The 16,865-nt window shown below is 64.9% G+C and carries 24 protein-coding genes and 1 tRNA gene; 17 read left to right on the top strand and 8 right to left on the bottom strand.

Annotation, left to right across the window (positions count from 1 at the left end):
* The first annotated feature begins 9 nt into the window (after positions 1–9).
* The 4 genes from ACP69S_RS00220 (at position 10) to ACP69S_RS00205 (ending at position 2,236) form a co-directional block, all read left to right on the top strand.
* The gene (locus ACP69S_RS00220; protein ID WP_425993725.1) at positions 10–120 is read left to right on the top strand and encodes a hypothetical protein; all 111 of its coding nucleotides are present in this window, start codon (positions 10–12) and stop codon (positions 118–120) included.
* A gap of 212 nt (positions 121–332) precedes the next feature.
* On the top strand, positions 333–812 hold the full coding sequence (greA, locus tag ACP69S_RS00215) for a transcription elongation factor GreA (RefSeq protein ID WP_425994286.1): 480 nt from the start codon (positions 333–335) through the stop codon (positions 810–812).
* Between the two features lie 48 nt (positions 813–860).
* The gene (locus ACP69S_RS00210) at positions 861–1,508 is read left to right on the top strand and encodes a DNA-3-methyladenine glycosylase family protein (RefSeq protein ID WP_425993723.1); all 648 of its coding nucleotides are present in this window, start codon (positions 861–863) and stop codon (positions 1,506–1,508) included.
* Positions 1,509–1,672: 164 nt separating this feature from the next.
* Positions 1,673–2,236, top strand: a complete 564-nt coding sequence (locus tag ACP69S_RS00205) for an HNH endonuclease (RefSeq protein ID WP_425994284.1) — start codon at positions 1,673–1,675, stop codon at positions 2,234–2,236.
* 24 nt (positions 2,237–2,260) lie between these two features.
* Here ACP69S_RS00205 and ACP69S_RS00200 read toward each other — a convergent pair whose 3' ends face one another.
* On the bottom strand, positions 2,261–2,566 hold the full coding sequence (locus ACP69S_RS00200; RefSeq protein ID WP_425993721.1) for a hypothetical protein: 306 nt from the start codon (positions 2,564–2,566) through the stop codon (positions 2,261–2,263).
* Between the two features lie 108 nt (positions 2,567–2,674).
* Between ACP69S_RS00200 and ACP69S_RS00195 the strand changes: the two genes are divergently transcribed.
* The 3 genes from ACP69S_RS00195 (at position 2,675) to ACP69S_RS00185 (ending at position 3,424) form a co-directional block, all read left to right on the top strand.
* Positions 2,675–2,896: a hypothetical protein gene (locus tag ACP69S_RS00195; protein WP_425993719.1), complete on the top strand. Its 222-nt coding sequence runs from the start codon at positions 2,675–2,677 to the stop codon at positions 2,894–2,896.
* Complete coding sequence (locus ACP69S_RS00190; RefSeq protein ID WP_425993717.1) at positions 2,897–3,082, top strand: hypothetical protein; 186 nt, start codon at positions 2,897–2,899, stop codon at positions 3,080–3,082.
* Positions 3,083–3,232: 150 nt separating this feature from the next.
* On the top strand, positions 3,233–3,424 hold the full coding sequence (locus tag ACP69S_RS00185) for a hypothetical protein (protein ID WP_425993715.1): 192 nt from the start codon (positions 3,233–3,235) through the stop codon (positions 3,422–3,424).
* A 7-nt stretch (positions 3,425–3,431) separates the two neighbouring features.
* Here the strand turns inward: ACP69S_RS00185 and ACP69S_RS00180 are convergent, their stop codons facing one another.
* The 6 genes from ACP69S_RS00180 to ACP69S_RS00155 form a co-directional block, all read right to left on the bottom strand.
* Entirely contained in the window at positions 3,432–3,953 is a 522-nt protein-coding gene (locus tag ACP69S_RS00180) for a VanZ family protein (protein ID WP_425993714.1), read from the bottom strand.
* 113 nt (positions 3,954–4,066) lie between these two features.
* Positions 4,067–5,902: a M1 family metallopeptidase gene (locus ACP69S_RS00175; RefSeq protein WP_425993712.1), complete on the bottom strand. Its 1,836-nt coding sequence runs from the start codon at positions 5,900–5,902 to the stop codon at positions 4,067–4,069.
* 33 nt (positions 5,903–5,935) lie between these two features.
* Positions 5,936–6,496, bottom strand: coding sequence for a demethoxyubiquinone hydroxylase family protein (locus tag ACP69S_RS00170; RefSeq protein ID WP_425993710.1), 561 nt, complete (start codon positions 6,494–6,496; stop codon positions 5,936–5,938).
* A complete protein-coding gene (locus tag ACP69S_RS00165) occupies positions 6,493–7,119 on the bottom strand; it encodes a disulfide bond formation protein B (protein WP_425993708.1) in 627 nt (208 codons plus the stop codon). The genes ACP69S_RS00170 and ACP69S_RS00165 overlap by 4 nt, the downstream gene beginning before the upstream one ends.
* Positions 7,116–7,721, bottom strand: coding sequence for a YqaA family protein (locus ACP69S_RS00160; protein WP_425993706.1), 606 nt, complete (start codon positions 7,719–7,721; stop codon positions 7,116–7,118). The genes ACP69S_RS00165 and ACP69S_RS00160 overlap by 4 nt, the downstream gene beginning before the upstream one ends.
* 105 nt (positions 7,722–7,826) lie before the next feature.
* Positions 7,827–10,058 carry a TonB-dependent hemoglobin/transferrin/lactoferrin family receptor gene (locus tag ACP69S_RS00155; RefSeq protein ID WP_425993705.1) on the bottom strand — a complete coding sequence of 744 codons (2,232 nt, stop codon included), beginning with the start codon at positions 10,056–10,058 and terminating at the stop codon, positions 7,827–7,829.
* Positions 10,059–10,214: 156 nt separating this feature from the next.
* Between ACP69S_RS00155 and ACP69S_RS00150 the strand changes: the two genes are divergently transcribed.
* From ACP69S_RS00150 to ACP69S_RS00135, 4 genes are all read left to right on the top strand, one after another.
* Entirely contained in the window at positions 10,215–11,012 is a 798-nt protein-coding gene (locus tag ACP69S_RS00150) for a DUF4198 domain-containing protein (RefSeq protein ID WP_425993703.1), read from the top strand.
* 18 nt (positions 11,013–11,030) lie between these two features.
* Entirely contained in the window at positions 11,031–11,498 is a 468-nt protein-coding gene (locus tag ACP69S_RS00145) for an EF-hand domain-containing protein (RefSeq protein ID WP_425993701.1), read from the top strand.
* A 105-nt stretch (positions 11,499–11,603) separates the two neighbouring features.
* Positions 11,604–11,858 carry a DUF3297 family protein gene (locus tag ACP69S_RS00140; protein WP_425993699.1) on the top strand — a complete coding sequence of 85 codons (255 nt, stop codon included), beginning with the start codon at positions 11,604–11,606 and terminating at the stop codon, positions 11,856–11,858.
* Positions 11,859–11,860: 2 nt separating this feature from the next.
* Entirely contained in the window at positions 11,861–12,283 is a 423-nt protein-coding gene (locus ACP69S_RS00135; RefSeq protein WP_425993697.1) for a hypothetical protein, read from the top strand.
* Here the strand turns inward: ACP69S_RS00135 and ACP69S_RS00130 are convergent.
* Entirely contained in the window at positions 12,280–12,462 is a 183-nt protein-coding gene (locus ACP69S_RS00130; RefSeq protein WP_425993696.1) for a DUF3606 domain-containing protein, read from the bottom strand. The two genes, ACP69S_RS00135 and ACP69S_RS00130, sit on opposite strands and share 4 nt — an antisense overlap.
* 111 nt (positions 12,463–12,573) lie before the next feature.
* Between ACP69S_RS00130 and ACP69S_RS00125 the strand changes: the two genes are divergently transcribed.
* The 6 genes from ACP69S_RS00125 (at position 12,574) to ACP69S_RS00100 (ending at position 16,631) form a co-directional block, all read left to right on the top strand.
* A complete protein-coding gene (locus ACP69S_RS00125) occupies positions 12,574–12,840 on the top strand; it encodes a hypothetical protein (RefSeq protein ID WP_425993693.1) in 267 nt (88 codons plus the stop codon).
* Positions 12,841–12,925: 85 nt separating this feature from the next.
* A complete protein-coding gene (locus ACP69S_RS00120; RefSeq protein WP_425993691.1) occupies positions 12,926–13,741 on the top strand; it encodes a hypothetical protein in 816 nt (271 codons plus the stop codon).
* Positions 13,742–13,979: 238 nt separating this feature from the next.
* A complete protein-coding gene (locus ACP69S_RS00115) occupies positions 13,980–14,486 on the top strand; it encodes a MarR family winged helix-turn-helix transcriptional regulator (RefSeq protein WP_425993689.1) in 507 nt (168 codons plus the stop codon).
* A 113-nt stretch (positions 14,487–14,599) separates the two neighbouring features.
* A tRNA-Leu gene (locus ACP69S_RS00110) sits at positions 14,600–14,684 on the top strand.
* Between the two features lie 187 nt (positions 14,685–14,871).
* Positions 14,872–15,474 carry an ANTAR domain-containing response regulator gene (locus ACP69S_RS00105; protein ID WP_425993687.1) on the top strand — a complete coding sequence of 201 codons (603 nt, stop codon included), beginning with the start codon at positions 14,872–14,874 and terminating at the stop codon, positions 15,472–15,474.
* On the top strand, positions 15,471–16,631 hold the full coding sequence (locus ACP69S_RS00100) for a CmpA/NrtA family ABC transporter substrate-binding protein (RefSeq protein WP_425993685.1): 1,161 nt from the start codon (positions 15,471–15,473) through the stop codon (positions 16,629–16,631). The genes ACP69S_RS00105 and ACP69S_RS00100 overlap by 4 nt, the downstream gene beginning before the upstream one ends.
* The last annotated feature ends 234 nt before the right edge of the window (positions 16,632–16,865 follow it).

Raw genomic sequence — 16,865 nt, 5'->3', positions numbered from 1 at the left:
ATTTACATCATGTTCCGTTCGCTTAGCGCCTTTGAAGCCGCCTTCGACCGCATGGCCGGCGGCTACTTCCTTGTGCTCGCCCTGGCCCTCGCCGGAGCTTTCATAGGCGTTGTTCGGTAAGATTGCTTTGTCCGCGAACGGCGGGGTTGTTCTCAAAGATCGCCCCGCCGTCGCGTTCGTCGTCCGCTCAATGATCGCCCGCGCTTGAACCAAACCGCGTCGGGGGCTAGCACAAAGAGCCGACGCGCTTGGAATTTCGAACCCGCGCCGGGAACATCCCGCCGGCGCTCGGATTTCCAGCCTATGTCGATTTCAACCCATATATTCCGCCGATGAGCGTCGCCTTCACCAAGGAAGGCGACAGCGAGGCGTTTGCCGCCGACCTGCTCGACCGGCCGATTTCCGCCAATCCGAACTTGGTCACTGTCAAGGGGCTTGCCCAGCTCGAAGCGTCGCTCGCCGAGGCGCGCGCCGCCTATAGCGCCGCCCAGGCCACCGGCGGCGTCGCCGAGGACCGCACGGCCATGGCCCGCGCCACCCGCGACCTGCGTTACTATGCGGCGCGCCGGGCCAGCGCTCAGCTCACAGAACCGACCGGACCAGCTGACGTGGTGCATTTCGGTCAGGCGGTGACCTTTGACCGTGAGGACGGCCGGCGTCAGACCTTCCGCATTGTGGGCGAAGACGAAGCCAATCCCGCCGAGGGTTCGGTTTCCTACGTCTCGCCGCTGGCCAGAGCGCTGCTGGGCAAGATCATCGGCGACACGGCCATGGTCGCCGGCGGCGAGGTCGAGATCGTCTCGATCGACTAGCGCAAGGATCGGGTTGCCCGCGGCGGATGGCGGTGGTCAGGTCGCGCTGTGACTCCAGACGCCCCTCCCACGCCCGATCAGATTCGCGCCGCGCGCGCCCACCTTGCGGCCCTGGATCCCGCGATCGCGGCCGTCGAGGCCGTTACGCCGGAATTTCCACGGCGGGTTCGCGAGCGTGGCTTTGCAGGGCTGATCAAGCTGATGGTCGAACAGCAGGTCTCGCTGGCCTCGGCCGCCGCCATCTGGGCGCGTGTCGAGATCGGACTAGGCGAGGTGTCACCCGCCGCCGTTCTGGCGCGGGAGGATGTCGACCTGCAAGGCTTTGGCCTGTCGCGACCCAAGGTCCGTTACGCTCGGGCGATCGCCGAAGCCCATGTGTCCGGCCTCTGCGACTTCGACGGTCTGCGCCACATGGGCGACGACGAGGCCGCCGTCGCCCTGATGTCGATCAAGGGCATAGGGCGCTGGACAGCCGAGACCTATCTGATGTTCTGCGAGGGGCGGCTGGACGTCTTTCCCGGTGGCGACGTCGCCTTGCAGGAGGCCATGCGCTGGGCCGACCGCACGGAAGTCCGGCCGAACGAGAAGCAGGCCTATGCGCGGGCGCAGGCCTGGAAGCCCTATCGCGCTGTCGCGGCCCATCTGCTCTGGCGGTGCTATGGCGCGGTCAAAAAGGGTGAAATTCCACCATTCTGATCGCATGCCGACAGATGTCTTGGTTCCGTCGCGGAGTTGGATCATCCTTTGTGTGCGTTCGGGAATGGATGGCGATTCCCTTTTGAATGCGTAGGAAGGAGGCCCGTCTTCAGTCCGTTCGCGTATCCGCTTCATAAGAGCCTGTGCGGCTCCCAGGGTAGGCCCTGATGCAGGTTCTTTCCCGTCCACCGTCCGGCATGCCGGCGCTGGTGCTGAACGCCGACTATCGGCCCCTCAGCTATTATCCGCTGTCCCTCTGGCCATGGCAGGAGGTGATCAAGGCGGTGTTCCTTGAACGGGTCGAGGTCGTGTCGACCTATGACCACGTCGTCCACTCGCCGTCGTTCGAGATGAAGCTGCCCAGCGTCGTATCGCTGAAGCAATATGTGCCTCAGGACCGGCCACCCGCCTTCACGCGCTTCAACCTGTTCCTGCGCGACGCCTTCTCGTGCCAGTACTGCTCGTCGCCCGACGACCTGACCTTCGACCATGTCATCCCGCGCTCTCGCGGCGGACGGACGACCTGGGAAAACATCATTACAGCCTGCGCGCCCTGCAATCTGCGCAAGGGCGGGCGCACGCCGCGCGAGGCGGGTATGCACCCGTTCCACACGGCGCGCCGGCCCAGCATGCACGAGTTGCAAGACCGGGGTCGCCGCTTCCCGCCGGGACACCTGCACGCCAGCTGGCTCGACTATCTCTACTGGGACATCGAACTGGAGGCATAAGGCGACGGAAAGCGGCGAATGGCTTCAGGTGATGCGCTTGACGCTGACCGGGTCGCTGGCGGGGAAGCTTTCTTCAAGACCCTCGTCCAGCAGCGCTTCTTGGCGGTCCTCAGCAAGGTCGACATGTCGGGCAAGCTGATCGTGCTTTTCGCCCTCGGGCACCGGCTCGACCAAGCGGCTGGTGGGGGTGTCTTCCTTCTGGAAGGCTTCCTTGACGTCGGTTTCGCTAACCCGATCCTCGGGATGACCGGGCTGGCCCAGATCCTGAGCCTGAGACCAGTCGCCGAGCACGCCGGGCGTTGACTCGTCTTGCTGCTTGGTGTCCGTCATGATCATATCCTCTGATGAGGAGAACCAACGTTTCGTGGCCACGCTTGTTCCGAGCAGCCGGCAGAACAACATTCTCGCGGTTAGGAGCCGTCTACTGTACTGTGGCGCATGACCAATAGACCAACGACTCTCGAACGCGCCTTCCAGTTGGCGCGGTCAGGCGAATATTCGACCATCTCCGATATCCGGCGTCAGCTGAAGATCGAAGGCTTTTCCGACGCCCCAAGCCAGATCAGCGGCCCGTCCATGCTCAAGCAACTTCGCAAGCTCTGCGAGGCCGCCCGTCCTGAAGAATCGGCTGAGGCCGAGCCTGCGCTGGACGCGCAATAGATGACCTTGTCTGAAGGCCAACTGACGGCGCTGAAGAACCTCGCCCGCAAACAGGCGGGGGACGATGTCGATTGGATCAATATCAGCGACGCCCGCGCCCTGACCGACTTGGGCTTTGCCCAGCGTGACCGGGTGGGCTGGAAGATTACGCCTGAAGGGCTGGAGGCTCTGGCGGCGGAGTCCTGACGGTCAAGGTGCAACCAGACCACCGCTCAGCGGTTCTTTCAGGCAGATTTCTGTCGCGAGGGAACGCCATGAGCCGCCACCAACAAGAAACCCGCCACCCCAACCAAAGCCGCCAGCGCCTCGACGGCCGACACGGCCACTGACGGCAAGATGCGGCGCGAGGACGAGCATGTCGACGCGCCGCACGCGCGTTTAGTCGATCCGCTGCCCGAAAACGAGAAGCACGACCAACTCGCCGAGAAGGTCGAGTGTTCGGAAAGCCGTCAGGAAGCCTTGCTGGACGAGGGCCTGGAAGAGAGTTTCCCGGGCAGCGACCCGGTGAGCGTCAAGCGCATCACCTGATGTTCGATCAGGCTGAAGCGCGCGGCGGGAAACGCTTGGCGGCGCGGTCGGCGAAGCGAGCGGGGCGCTCTTCCTCGCTCGCGACCACCGGCGTCATGATGGCCTTGCCGGTCCTACGAGGCTGACGACGGTCCATGGCGGCGATGGTCGAGAAGGTCAGGTCGCCGTGGTCGCGCGCCATCTTTCGCGCGCTTTCGATCAAGCTCGAGCCATAGACCGTCAGCACACCGACCGCGTCGCAGCCCCAGTCGGCCAAGCTGGCGCTGCGTCCGCCAAACATCTGGGCCACTTCGGCGGCTCCACCAAGGATCAGCGCAGCGCGGGCCAGATCCGAACGGCGCATGCGCGGGAAGGCTGCAAAAGACACTGCCGTCAGACCACCGAACGCAATGGCGTGGGCGCTCTTGTCGGTCAGGCCGAACATCGATTCCATCCCCTGAAACGGACCCAGCATCAGGGTTGCGGCCGTCAGAGCGCCGAGCACCAAAACGGCGCGGGCGGCGATCACGACATGGTTGGGCGTCAGCATGGGGAGTCTCTGGGTGAGGCCTTTCCATAGCCCGGGCCTCGCCGCCATTTTGTGAACGAACAAGATCAACCGAGGATGAATCGTTCACTCCTCAGTCGTCCTTCGGCAGGCTTTTAGCGCTTCTTTGCCCTGACTTTCGCCTTTGCCCTGGCGGCCGCATCGGCCTTCTTCTTGGCCTCGGCTTCAACCTTGGCGGCGTCTTCCTTGGCTTTCTTCCAGGCTTGATAGGCTTCGATATGGGGCTGACGGCGCAGGACTTTCGAGGCGGAATCGACGATCACCGGCGCTGTTGTTCCAACCCGCACGCGCCCTGCGCCATCGACCATTGGCAGGCCGACCACCTTGTCCCCGATCTTGACCTCGACCGGCATTGGAAAGGGCTTTTCCTTGGGCGCCTTCCAGCGAAGCACCATGTCGTCGCCCTCGCGGGTTTCCAGCAGTTCGGGCGGCGTGGCTTCGTACAGATAGACATCGAAAAACCAATTATAGTCCTTGCCGGTCACGTCATTGACCGCGCGGATGAAGTCCCTGGTGTTGGCATAACGCGGCGTGAAATTGCCAGGCTTGGGGTCTGTGCGGCCATAGACGATCAGCCGGATCGTCTCGAAGAAGGCCTCGTCGCCGATCAGCGCTCGCAGCGTGTGAAGGACGTTGGAGCTCTTGAAATAGATGTCGTTCCCAGGGCCGACCTTTGGATCGTAGACCTGATCCTCGGCCATGGTCTTGCTGGCAACGACCGGGAACTTGTTCTGCACGGCGGCGCGCTGGGTGTTCAGGCGGGCCATGTACTCCATGTCGCCGTGCAGCCATTGCGAATAGAGCGGCTGCATGTAGCTGCCCAGGCCCTCGTGCAGCCACATGTCGTCCCAGTCGGTATTGGTCAGCTGGTTGCCGAACCACTCGTGCGCCAGCTCGTGGTGCAGCAGCCAGTCATAGCCATAGACGTCTTTGGCATAGTCGTTGCCGTAGGCGTTGATGGTCTGGTGCTCCATGCCCAGGTGCGGAGTTTCGACCACGCCCATTTTCTCGTCGCGGAACGGGTAGGGGCCGATCATCGCCTCATAGAAGTCGAGCATGGGTGCAAATTCCGCGAACAGGGCCTTGGCCTCGGTCTCGCGGCCTTTCAGGCTCCAGAACCTGATCGGAAAGCTGTCGCCATATCGGCTTTTGTAGGTGTCGCTCAGTTCGACATAGGGGCCGACGTTCAGAGTGATGGCGTAGGTGTTGGGGTTCTTGGCGCGCCAGTTATAGGTCCGCCAGCCGTCCTTCTCTTCCATGCTGACGAACACGCCATTGGCCGGCGCCACCAGCGGGGCGGGGACGACGATGTGCAGATCGACCAGCTTGGGCTCGCCCATCGGCTGGTCGATGCAAGGCCAGAAAAGGTCGCAGCCGTCACCCTGGACGGCCGTGGCGATCCATGGCTCGCCGGTCTTGGTCTTCTTCCAGACGAAGCCGCCGTCCCAAGGCGCGCGCTTGGCCTCGTGGGGCACGCCGGCGTACCGGATGCGAACCTTGACCTGCTCGCCCTTGGTCAGGGGCTTTGGCAGGGTGATCGACAGGCGGCCTTCCGGATTGCTCCAGTCGCTTGCGGCGAGCGGGGCGCCATCGACGGTCAGCAGGCTGATGGGAAGGTCGCGGTCCAGATCCAGCACCAGCTTGGTCAGCGGGGCCAGGGCCTGGATGGTCAGGGTCGCGTCGCCCTCGATGGCCTTGCGGGCCGGGATGACCTTGATCCGCAGATCGACGTGTTCCAGCGACATGTCGCGCTGTTCAGCGGGGATGACGCCACCGGTGCTCAGGGTCAGGGCGGTGGTCTTCTTGGCCGGGGCCTTGGTTTGAGCAAAGACCTCGCCGGCGCTCAGGGCCAGAAGGGAGGCCGCAAAAGCGGCGGCGAGACGGACGAAACGAGGCAAACGGAGCTCCCCAAGCGGTGTTCTTGACGCCATCGGTATGCCGGGGTGGCGCGAACGCCAAGAGGCTCAGATCTTCTCGCTGATCTTGATCGCGGCGCGGCAGCCCGCCTGGATGACGGCGGTCAACAGGGGATAGGCCGGCGCCTCATGGGCGCCTTCCTCGATGGCGAGATCGCGGTGGGCCAGTTCGTCGTCCCGAAACTGCGAAAGCTCGGCGGCCAGTTCCGGATCGCGGTCCTGCAGTTCCGCGATCTGGCCAGCATAGTGTTTTTCGATAACGTTTTCGACGGCCTCGGTGCAGGCGTGGGCGGCCTTGTCGCCCAACAGGGCGGTGCCTGCGCCCAGCGCGAAGGCCGCCGCGCGCCAGATCGGCGACATCAGGGTCGGGCGAACGCCGCGTTCTGTCAGCAGTTGGTCGAAGCGGGTGAGGTGGACCTGTTCGTGGCCCTCCATCTCCTTGAGCTGGTCGGCAAGGCGTTCGCGACCCGGGCTGGCGCGCATCACCGCCGCCTGGCCGCGATAGATGTTCACGGCGGCCAGTTCGCCGGCCTGGTCGACGCGCAGGATCTCGGCAAGGCGCGCCTTGCTGGCGCCCGCTCCGGGACGACGAGGTGCGGGGGCGCTCATCGAACGGTCCCGGCCTTGCGAAGGCCGGCCATCAGGGATGCGACGGCGAGACCTAGCGAAATCAGGGCGTTCCAGCCGGCCATGGAGATGCCCAGGAAGATCCAGGCAGCCTTGTCACAGGCCGGGGGCTTGATCTTGTCGCCCTTCAACATCGCCACCAGATCGCTAGCCGCAGCTGACGCGCCGCCGCTGCAGGTGGTCGGGCCCGGCCACCACTTCCATTCGACCCCGGCGTGAAAGGCCGCCAGCCCCGCGCCATACAAGAAGATCGCGCCCAGCAGCAGGTCGAACGGTCGGCGCAGCCGCGCAGCCCAAGGGCTGTAGCGGGCGGCGATGGCGATCAGGGCTACGGTCCCGGCGACCCAGAACACCTCTCGTTGCTTCAGGCACAGGGTGCAGGGATACAGCTTGCCGAACGTCTCGAAGGCATGGGCGGTCGCCAGCATGGCGGCGCTGGCGACGAAGGCTACGACCGGCCACCAGTCCAGGGCGAGATCTACGAGCGAAGCCTTGGCCGGAAGCATGGTATCGACGGGCGCGGGACCGCGCACGAGCTCGAGAGCCGGCGTCTCCGTCGTCGCCAGGCCAGCGTTGGTCGCCTTGGGATCGATGTCGCTCGTCATACCGCGCAGGCGCCTCCGCTGCTGCCACCCAGGAAATGGCTTGCCGTGAGGCCAAGTACAAGAAGCAGGAAGAGGCCGCCGGCGAACAGGGCCAGACGACGTTCGATGACCGGCAACAGTGCGGGACCGAATTTCTTGACCACCCAGGCGACCAAGAAGAACCGCGCGCCGCGCGTGATGACCGAGGCGATGATGAACATCGGAAAGCTGAAGGCGGCCAGACCCGAGGCGATGGTCACCAGCTTGTAGGGGATCGGGGTCAGACCCTTGGCCAGGATCACCCAGACGCCATACTTGCCATACCAGCACTGGAACTCGGCCAGCCCGCCGGAATGGCCGGTCGCCGCCATCATCCAGATCCCCACGTCCTGAAGGAAAAAGCCGATCGCGTAGCCGAGGATCCCGCCCAGCACCGAGGCCAGGGTGCAGATCGCCGCATAGCGCCAGGCCAGATCAGGACGCGCTAGCACCATCGGAGCCAGCATCACATCCGGCGGAATGGGGAAGAAGGAGCTCTCGGCGAACGAGATGGCGAAAAGGCTCTTGGGGGCGTGGCGCGAGGCGGCCAGTCCCATGACCCAGTCGTACAGGCGACGCAGCATGCGAGCTCCAGGCAAGTTGATGCGTGTTGCTAGCAGGGGAAGCGGGGCTTGTCCCCGGCGATGATCGGCGGCGCGGTCTCCAGTCCGCGCCGCCTGCAGTTCTGGCTAGAACTTGACCGCCAGGGAGACGTTGTAGTTGCGGCTGGGCTGACTGTAGCCCTCGGTGACGGTCGAGTTGGCGGCAAGGCCGCGCGCGTCGCTCCACCACCAATAGGTCTGGTCGGTCAGGTTGAAGACGCCAGCGCGCAGGGTGACGGCGTCGGTGACGTTCCACCAACCCGTGACGTCAAACACCGTGAATGACGGGGGCGTGAAGCAGTAATAGGGCGAGGGCGTCGCCACACCGACCGTGGTGCAATTCAGACCCGAGCGACCGGCGTCCTTGCGTTCGGAGTGGACCGCGCTTAGCTGGCCGCCAAACACGCCCGAGGGCGCGCGATAGTCCAGACCCCCCACGAGTTTGACCGGATCGATGGAGGTCAGTGGCGTGTTGACGCCATTGGTCTGCGACGCGCCACGAGCATACGAAGCCGCCGCCCGCGCCGTGAAGCCGGCGCCCAGATCCACCGCCGTGGCCAGTTCCGCGCCGCTGATCTTCACGCCCGACAGGTTCACGAACTGATAGACGGCCGGATTGGCGGCTGTGAAGGCGCCGCCGACCTGTACCTGCTCGATGAAGTCGTCGTATTCGCCCGTGAAGCCGGTGACCTGAGCGCGGAACCACGCGTCGCGCAGGCGGAAGCCAGCCTCGAAGGTGCGGCTGGTCTCAGGCTTCAGGTCGGGGTTTGAGATCGACTTGTAGTTCGAAACCAGGTTGGCGAAGCCGGTATTGACCTGCGACGGGGCAGGGGCCTTGAAGCCGGCGGCCGCGTTGGCGAACACGGTGACCAGGTCGGTCACCTTCCAGACCACGCCCAGCTTGGGGCTGATCTTCGAGTCGCTCTGGCCAGCGGGCACATTGGCCGTGAACAGGGCGTCGGCCTTGGGATCCAGCTTGTAATAGTCGTAGCGGACCGCCGGGAAGAAGGTCACGGGGCCCAGGGCGAACTCGTCCTGAACGAACAGGCCGGCGAGCGTGTAGTCGGTGCTCGGGAAGGCGCGGGACGGGAAGACCTCGCCGACCGGCGGCACGGTTCCGCCGCGCGTGCCTTCCTGCCGGGTCCGGAAGGCGTCGCCACCCCAGACGATGGCGTGCGGGGTCCCGCCCAGGCTAGCCTGGCTGCGCAGTTCCAACGCTGCGCCGAACACTTCGTTGTTAAACGTCGCGTCGCGGGTGCGGTCGGCGGCGGTGTTGCGATCCTCGGCCGAGAACTGCCGGGTCTGGCTGTCCTGATAATAGAGGGTGGTGTGGGCCGAGCCGATGAAGCCATCGTCGCCGGTGAAGATGTGGTCGAGGCTGACGCGATCGCGGCGCACCTTGTCGAAAGCGGTCAGCCCCAGGACGCTGGTTACGGCCAAGGGCGGCTTGGCGATGGCGCTGAGCACCACCCAGTCGACCTGGCGATCCAGATGGTCAAGCGAGAGACGGAACCGGTGCTGGTCGTTGGGCGTGTAGATCAGCTTTGCGAGACCCGCGTTGGAGGTATTGTGCTCGGGATTGGCCGTGTTGCGGTCGGTGTTGGCCGAATTGTTCGTGCCGGCCGTTTCCTGACCCTCGCCGTCGCGGCGGGTATAGGCCAGCAGGGCTTCCCAGTTTCCGGTTTTGCCGGCGGCGACCAGGCTTTTGCTCCAGCTGTCGTCGGCCGAGGCGTAAGACGCCTTAGCGCGAACCGCGAGGTTCCTGCCCTTGGCGATGATGTCGGACGGATCCTTGGTGATGAAGCTGACCGCGCCGGCCAGCCCGTCGCTGCCGTAAAGGGCCGAGGAGGGGCCGCGTACGATCTCGACGGACTTCAGGATGTCTAGATCCACATAGTCGCCGCGACCGGCCGACTGGGCGCCGAAGGCGAAGCCGTCGGGCACGCGCACGCCGTCGACGGCGATCAGGACGCGGTTGCCTTCCAGGCCGCGGATGTTGAAGCCGGCATTGCCGTCACGGCCGGTCGACGACCCGGCGGCGGAAAAGCGGGCAGGGGCGCTGCGCACTGAAACGCCCGGCTCGAACCGGATCAGGTCCTTGATGTCCTTGATCAGGCCGTCCTCGATCTCGGCCGACGAGATGACGCTGACAGTAACCGGCGCGTCCTCCACCGCCTTTTCAGAGCGCGTGGCGGTGACCGTGACCTTGTCGACCTCGTTCTCGACGGTGGGCGCTGTGTCGGCCGCAAATGCCGGGCAGGCGGCGAGCAGGGCGGCGGTCGAGACGGCAGCGAGGCAGGCGAGCTTGGTCCGAGACATGGAACCCCCGTATTGATAGATGCGAATTAATCGCAAGTGAGGATCGTCGAGCTAGGCCTCCGCCTCCGTGTGGTCAAGTTAAATGATATTGATTCTCAGAGTCATTCGCAATAGACCGGCAACACTGACGCTTCGAACCGTCTCCGGAGATTCCGCATGCACCGATCCATCCGCGCGACCCTGATAGCCGGCGCGACCCTCGCCGGTCTGCTGCTTGGCGCCGCCGCCCAGGCTCATTCGCCCTATATGCTGCCCAGCGCCTTCGACGTATCCGACCGCAAGGTCGTCACCGTGCAGGGCGCTTTCACCGAGGCCTTCTTCAGTCCGGAAGTCGCGATGAAGTCCGACGCCTATGCGGTGATCGGTCCGGACGGCAAGCGCACGCCCCTGACCCCCACCTATCTGCGCGAACTGGCCCTGGTCGAGGTTCCCACCGAGGCGGCAGGAACCTATCGCGTCACCACCGGCCAGCGCATCGGTCGGACGGCTAAGGCTGCGTTGATCAAGGGCGAGTGGGTGTTTCTCGAAAACCCCGCCGCCGCGCCCGCCGGCGCCCAGGTCGTCGATATGACCAGCATGACCGTCGCCGACGTCTACGTGACCAAGGGCAAGCCCAACGCCGCCGCCGTCGCCCCGGTTGGCAAGGGCCTGGAATTCGTCGCCATCACCCATCCCAGCAGCATCTTTACCGGTGAAGACGCTGTGTTCGAAGTGCTGTTCGATAGCAAGCCGGTGGCGGGCCAGGAGATCACGCTGCACGCCGGCGACGACCGCTACGCCGACGTGAAGACGCCGCCCAAGGCCCTGAAGAGCGACGCCAAGGGCCGCTTCGCCATCAAGGTCGAGCGCTCGGGCGTCTACCAGATCCAGGCCCGCTACCGCGTCGCGCCGACGGCCGATGGCCTGGCCGGCCAAAGCCACACCTACGCCCTGACCTTCGAATCCCTGCGCTGATCCAGAGGACATCCGATCATGAAGACCCGCTCGATACTCGCCGCCGCCATCCTGGCTGCCTCCACCATCGCCACCGGGGTCCTGGCCGCCTCGCACGCCCGCGACACCTTCATCAAGGAGCAGGACCAGAACGGCGACGGCGTCGTCAGCAAGGAAGAGTTCGTCGCCACCCGCCAGATTCAGTTCGACCACACCGACGCCGACAAGAACGGCGCGATGTCGCGCGAGGAATATGTCGGCGAGTACAACGCGCGCCTCGAGAAGAACCTCGCTGCCTCGACCCAGACGCCCGAGAAGAAAGAAGAGGAGCGCGTTCGCCAGGTGCGTCAGGCCGACGTGCGGTTCGGCGTGCTCGATAGCGACAAGAGCGGCGCGATCACCCTGGCCGAGTTCGCCTATACGGGTTGGCGCATGTTCGTGACCCACGACAGCAACAATGACGGTGTCGTCTCGATCGCCGATCCGGTCAAGGAAGGCGCCAACTAGGACCACAGGGAGGGGAAGCGGCGTCGCGGCGCTTGGTTTTCCGGCGGCGGGTGGCTATCACCCCGTCCAAGGGCTCATGCCCGCCGAAATTCGAAAGCCGATCCGATGAGCGACACGCCTCCCGACCGCCTGGCCACCAATCCCGGCAGCCCCTTCTACGACGCCGAGCTTCTCGAGCGCGGCGTGGGCATCCGCTTCAAGGGCGTCGAGAAGACCAATGTCGATGAATACTGCGTCAGCGAAGGCTGGGTGCGGGTGACCGCCGGCAAGACGATGGACCGCAAGGGCAATCCGATGACCATCAAGCTGCAGGGCGAGGTCGTTCCCTACTTCCGCGACATCGCCGACGCCGGGTCCTGATCTTGGCCCTGCGTCGCCTGATCGACCTGCCTGGCTTCGCCGACCTGGAAACCCGGGCGCTGATGAAGCCGGCGTTCGCCGATCCTGAAGCGCGGCGGGAATTCCCCGAGATCGACCAACTGGCCCGCGATACCTTCGGCCTCACCGCTGACGAGGCTGCGGTCATTCCCGATCCGGACGGCTGGGACGGTATCGACGTCAAGTCGATGCGCGAACAGGCCGATCAGTTCGAACTGGAAGGCTGGGACGTCACCGACGACAAGCGCCGTCCGTTAAGGATTCTTGGCCACTTCAGCCATCCGCTGTGGCTGGCCCTGCGCGGCTTGGCCGGCAGCCTGCCGTTCTTCCCGGAGCCTGAAGAGACCGAGCACACGACCTCGTCCCTGGCCGCAGAGGCCAAGGCCTTCCAACGAGACAAGCGTTAGCGCTTCTTCCCCAGCTCGGTGGCGATGTCCTTGATGGAATTGCCGGCCGAGCGGTGCGCCGCGATCAACTGATCCTTTGTCACGCCCCAGCGCTTCATCCAGTATTCGACCTGGTGGCGCTCGCGGGGATCGAGCCGGTCTTCATCGCGAAAGTCGCGCTTGCCCTTGGGAATGCCCATGATCATCTCCTGCGTCCGTCCGCGACCTATCCTGCGCCTTGGCCGTTGTCGAGGCGACGCCCAAAGCTCACCATCGTTCCGAAGACATGAAATCATGAATCGCCCGCACCGATGAGCGATCCCGACCTTGAAGCCATGGCGGCCGACGAGCTGTCGCGCGCCATGACCCTGACTTGGCGCGACCTGTCCAAGGTGACTCCCTGGGGCGACACGTTCGAAGGGATCTCGCCGGGCGGTCGCGACGTCGAGGTCGAGCGCAATTATCTGTGGGCCACGGAGGCTGGTGGCGACATCCTTTGCGAGATCGCGGTCTATGGCGGCCAGATCCGATACGATCAGGGCGCGCGAGCCAGGAGCGTAATTTCCCGCAAGGGGTGACAACCTTCGCCGTGCAAGTGGTCTTCGGTTGCGTTAACCATAGCGCGCGCCATCATGGCGAAGCCGCAGTGTGAGGGAGGGGTTGGTGTACCAGTCAGAGTTTCCGGTCGATCAGCCCATCCCGATCTTCGATCCGACCCTGCTGATGGGTTTGATCCTGGCGGCCATCGTGATCGCCGCATTGGCCTTCGCGGCGGGCCGCCTGCTGGGCCGCAAGGACAATAGCGAGCGCTATCGCGACGTCGCCAAGACCATCCATGAGGCCATCAAGGCCAAGTGCGTCGCCGCTACCAGCGCGCCGTCTGGCGAACTGGTGTCCAAGGCCCACGAGTTGGTCGAGGAAGTCGACCGGCGCATCGGCGCGGTTATCAAGTTCGGCGGGCCCTGCGCCAAGGCGATGAAGGGTCTGACCGAGGCCCTCAAGGGCGAACCTGCCGAGGAAAAAAAGGACAAGGGCAAGGACGCGCATGCTCATGGTCATGGACATGGCGGTGGCCATGGTCACGGTCCGGGCGGCGGCGACCATGGTGGTCACGGCACGGGCGGTCATCCGGGCCATGGCGGTCATGACGTCACCTGCCAGTGCGACCGTTGCGTCGTGGCGGTGGTCGAAGCGGCCGCGCCAAACGTGACGATTCTGGGCCCGCGGATCGGCGGTCAGACGGTCGTCATTTCCAATCCAGCCAAACCCGCCGACGATCACCACGGCCAGCACGACGCGAAGGTTCTGGATCACAAGGACTTTTCCAAGCAGGTCCGGATGGCGGTCGTCGAGTTTTCTGACTTCTGGAGCCGGGGCGACTGCATCGTGGAGCTGGAACGCTGCCAGACGATGCTGACCAGCACCGCGCCTTTTCCCGACCTGAAGACGCTCAGGCTGAAAGCACAGGCGCGCCACTAGGTTTTCACCGGCGCCCATCGCGCGTGCTTGGGACGCGTGGACTGCACAACCGACGCACGAAATCGGGTGTTTCTGTCGAAGTCAGGGCTGGACGATTGAGGCGATAGGGCGCAAGGCGCACATCGATCTGGCGGGTCACGAACCGATCCACGGTCGGTTGACGTGACGACGCAAAAGGATTGGCGAAAGGTCGTCCTCCAATAGGCGACCGCGCCCGGGAGGACGAAAGGAACGGGCCATGACCGCAACGGTCTCTCCCCTGACGACGGCGATGCCTGAAGCGCCCGAAGAGGCGCTGAGTCTTGCCGACTACGTCCCATATCGACTTGTGACGGCCGCTGCGGCGGTCACCCGGCTGATCGCGCGCGCCTATGAAGACCGGTTTGGCCTGACGATCCCGCAATGGCGGCTGATGTCGGTGCTGGCCGAAGGTGGGCTGACGCCGCACGCCGCTGTCGCCCGCACCGCCATGGACAAGGTTCGCGTCAGCCGCGCCGCCCAGGATCTGGTCGAGCGAAGGCTGGTGAACCGCACCACTGTCCGGGCGGACCGCCGTTCGCATCGACTGGAGCTGACGGCCGCCGGCCGGCGCCTGTTCGCCGAGATCGCGCCCATGGCTCTGGCCTATGAGGCCGCGTTGCTGTCAGGCTTGGCGCCCAGCGAGGTAGTGACACTGAAGCGATTGCTGGGACGCCTGGAAGTCACCGCCACGCAGTTGGCAGGCGGCGAGACCCTAATCCCCTGACACTCCGAGCCTTCGTAGACCGCGCAGGGCGATCACGCGAAGCCGCCGCCTCACCACTGGAATTCGCCTGCGACGCCTGCTAGAGAGACGGCCCTTCGCAAAGAGCGAAGCATGCGGGCGTGGTGAAACTGGTAGACGCGCTGGATTCAAAATCCAGTTCCGAAAGGAGTGTCGGTTCGATTCCGACCGCCCGCACCAGACAATCTCAATTCGATGCGAACGGCGATGCGCCACCTCCAGGGGCCGCTTGGCGCTCGCCTGTTCGGCAGCAGCTGTGATGCATATTCGGTCAATTTGTGCCTGAAACCCAGGCGATATTGGTCTAAAAATTGAGCGACTGCGTGCGTTGTCCCTGTCAGTCCCGAACGGGGGCTCATGAAGGGCGATGATCGGTCATACCGGCAAGCTCATGCGCGTGCTCGTCATAGACCCCGATCCTGCGAGAGCCGCCCTGGTGGCAGAAGGTCTTGTGGGCGTTCATCCACTTGAAGTGCGACAGGCGGCGACCTTCGACGAGGCAGAAGCCGTGCGGTTCTCGCCCGACGTCGTCGTCATCGCGTCCGACAGCCCCGACCGGGACACGCTGGAGAGCCTGCGCGAGGCCAGCCACAGCAATCCGCGCCCGGTGGTGATGTTCGTAGACCGCTCTGAACCGGGTCTCGCCGAGCAGGCGGTGCGGGCCGGCGTCGCGGCCTATATCGTCGATGGTCTGGCCCCCAGTCGTGTCCGCTCGATCCTCGATGTGGCCATGAGCCGTTTTGCTCTCACGCAACAGCTGCGGGGAGATCTGGCCAAGGCCAAGGCTGATCTGGAGTCCCGCAAGGCCGTCGATCGCGCCAAGGGGCTGCTGATGAAGGAGCGAGGACTGGATGAGGACGGGGCCTATCGACTGCTCCGCAAGCTGGCCATGGACAAGGGGCGGCCCATCGGCGCCGTCGCCGCCGACCTGCTGTCCTTTGCGGGGATTCTGAAGGGAGACGCCTCGTGAGCGGACTGGTTGATCTGCGCCTGGGCTTTATCCCGCTGACCGATTGCGCGCCCCTGGTCGCCGCCAAGGCGCTGGGTTTTTTCGCGGATGAGGGGCTGGATGTCGAGCTTAGCCGCGAGGTCTCCTGGGCGACCATTCGTGACAAGGTGACCGTCGGCGCGCTGGATGGCGCGCACATGCTGGCCCCGATGGCTCTGGCCTCGACGCTGGGCGCGGGCGGTTCGGGCGATCTCGTTCCGATGATCGCGCCGCTGGCCCTCAATCTGAATGGCAGCGCGATCACTGTTTCCAACGATCTGGCCGTCGCGCTCCGCGAGATCGATCCCGAGGGCATGGCCCAGCAACCGATCACGGCGCGGCCCCTTGCGCGGCTGATCGAGCAGCGCAAGGCCCAGGGCGAGCCGCTGCTGACCTTCGCCGTGGTCTTCACCTATTCGATGCATGCCTACGAGCTGCGCTACTGGATGGCGGAGGCCGGGATTGATCCGGATCTCGACATCCGCCTGGTGGTGACGCCGCCGCCGCGCATGGTCGAGCAATTGCGCCTTGGCGGCATCGACGGCTTTTGCGTGGGCGCGCCCTGGAACGCGGTGGCTGTGCAGGAAGGGCTCGGCGAGGTCCTGATCAAGGCTTCGGAATTCTGGCCTGGCTCGCCTGACAAGGTGTTTGGCGTAAAGGCCGAGTGGGCCCGGACCTATCCTGACGAACTACGCGCTGCCCTCCGTGCCCTGATCCGGGCCTCGGCCTGGGCCGACGATCCCGCCAACCGCGAGACCCTGGTCGAACTCCTGGCGCGTCCCGAGCATATCGGCGCGCCGGCCGAGGCCATCGCCTGGGCTCTGGAGAGCGAGATCGTCTTCCATGCCGACGCCGCCGGCCTGCCCCGGCGCGAACACGCCCTGTGGTTCCTGTCGCAGATGGCGCGCTGGGGACAGGTTACGGGAGTGCGGGATTTCGGCGCCGTTGCAGACGCCGTCTATCGGCCCGACCTGTTCCACGCTGCGGCCGGGTCGCTCGGACCCATCATTGATGCGGCAATGACCTTCGCGGGTGCGGCAAGAACGGATCCGGCGGCGTTGTTCGACGGTCTGTCGTTCGATCCCGAGCGACCGTCGGACTACGCCGCCGGCTTTCGGATCGGTCGCCTGAAGCCTTGAGTCTCAGGGGCTTGCGCGCCCAAACCCGCATCTGAACGCGTGAAATACGTGCAGCAACCCTGAACATCCTGCTTTGCTGATGTGCAATAGAGCCCTGATTTCGCCGGATCGCTCTGCATAACGCAGTTTTCCAATTGCCGCTTTCCCCATCGCGATCCTTCCTGATGGGGACACGCGGGACAACGAAGTTTCGCGCAGGCCCGGAAGGGCCGCCCGACGGTGATGCAGCCGTCG

This window comes from Caulobacter sp. DWR1-3-2b1 (assembly GCF_049895765.1).
Lineage (GTDB): Bacteria > Pseudomonadota > Alphaproteobacteria > Caulobacterales > Caulobacteraceae > Caulobacter.
The sequence above is the reverse complement of the archived record's forward strand: the minus strand, read 5'-3'. Positions and strand labels throughout refer to the sequence as shown.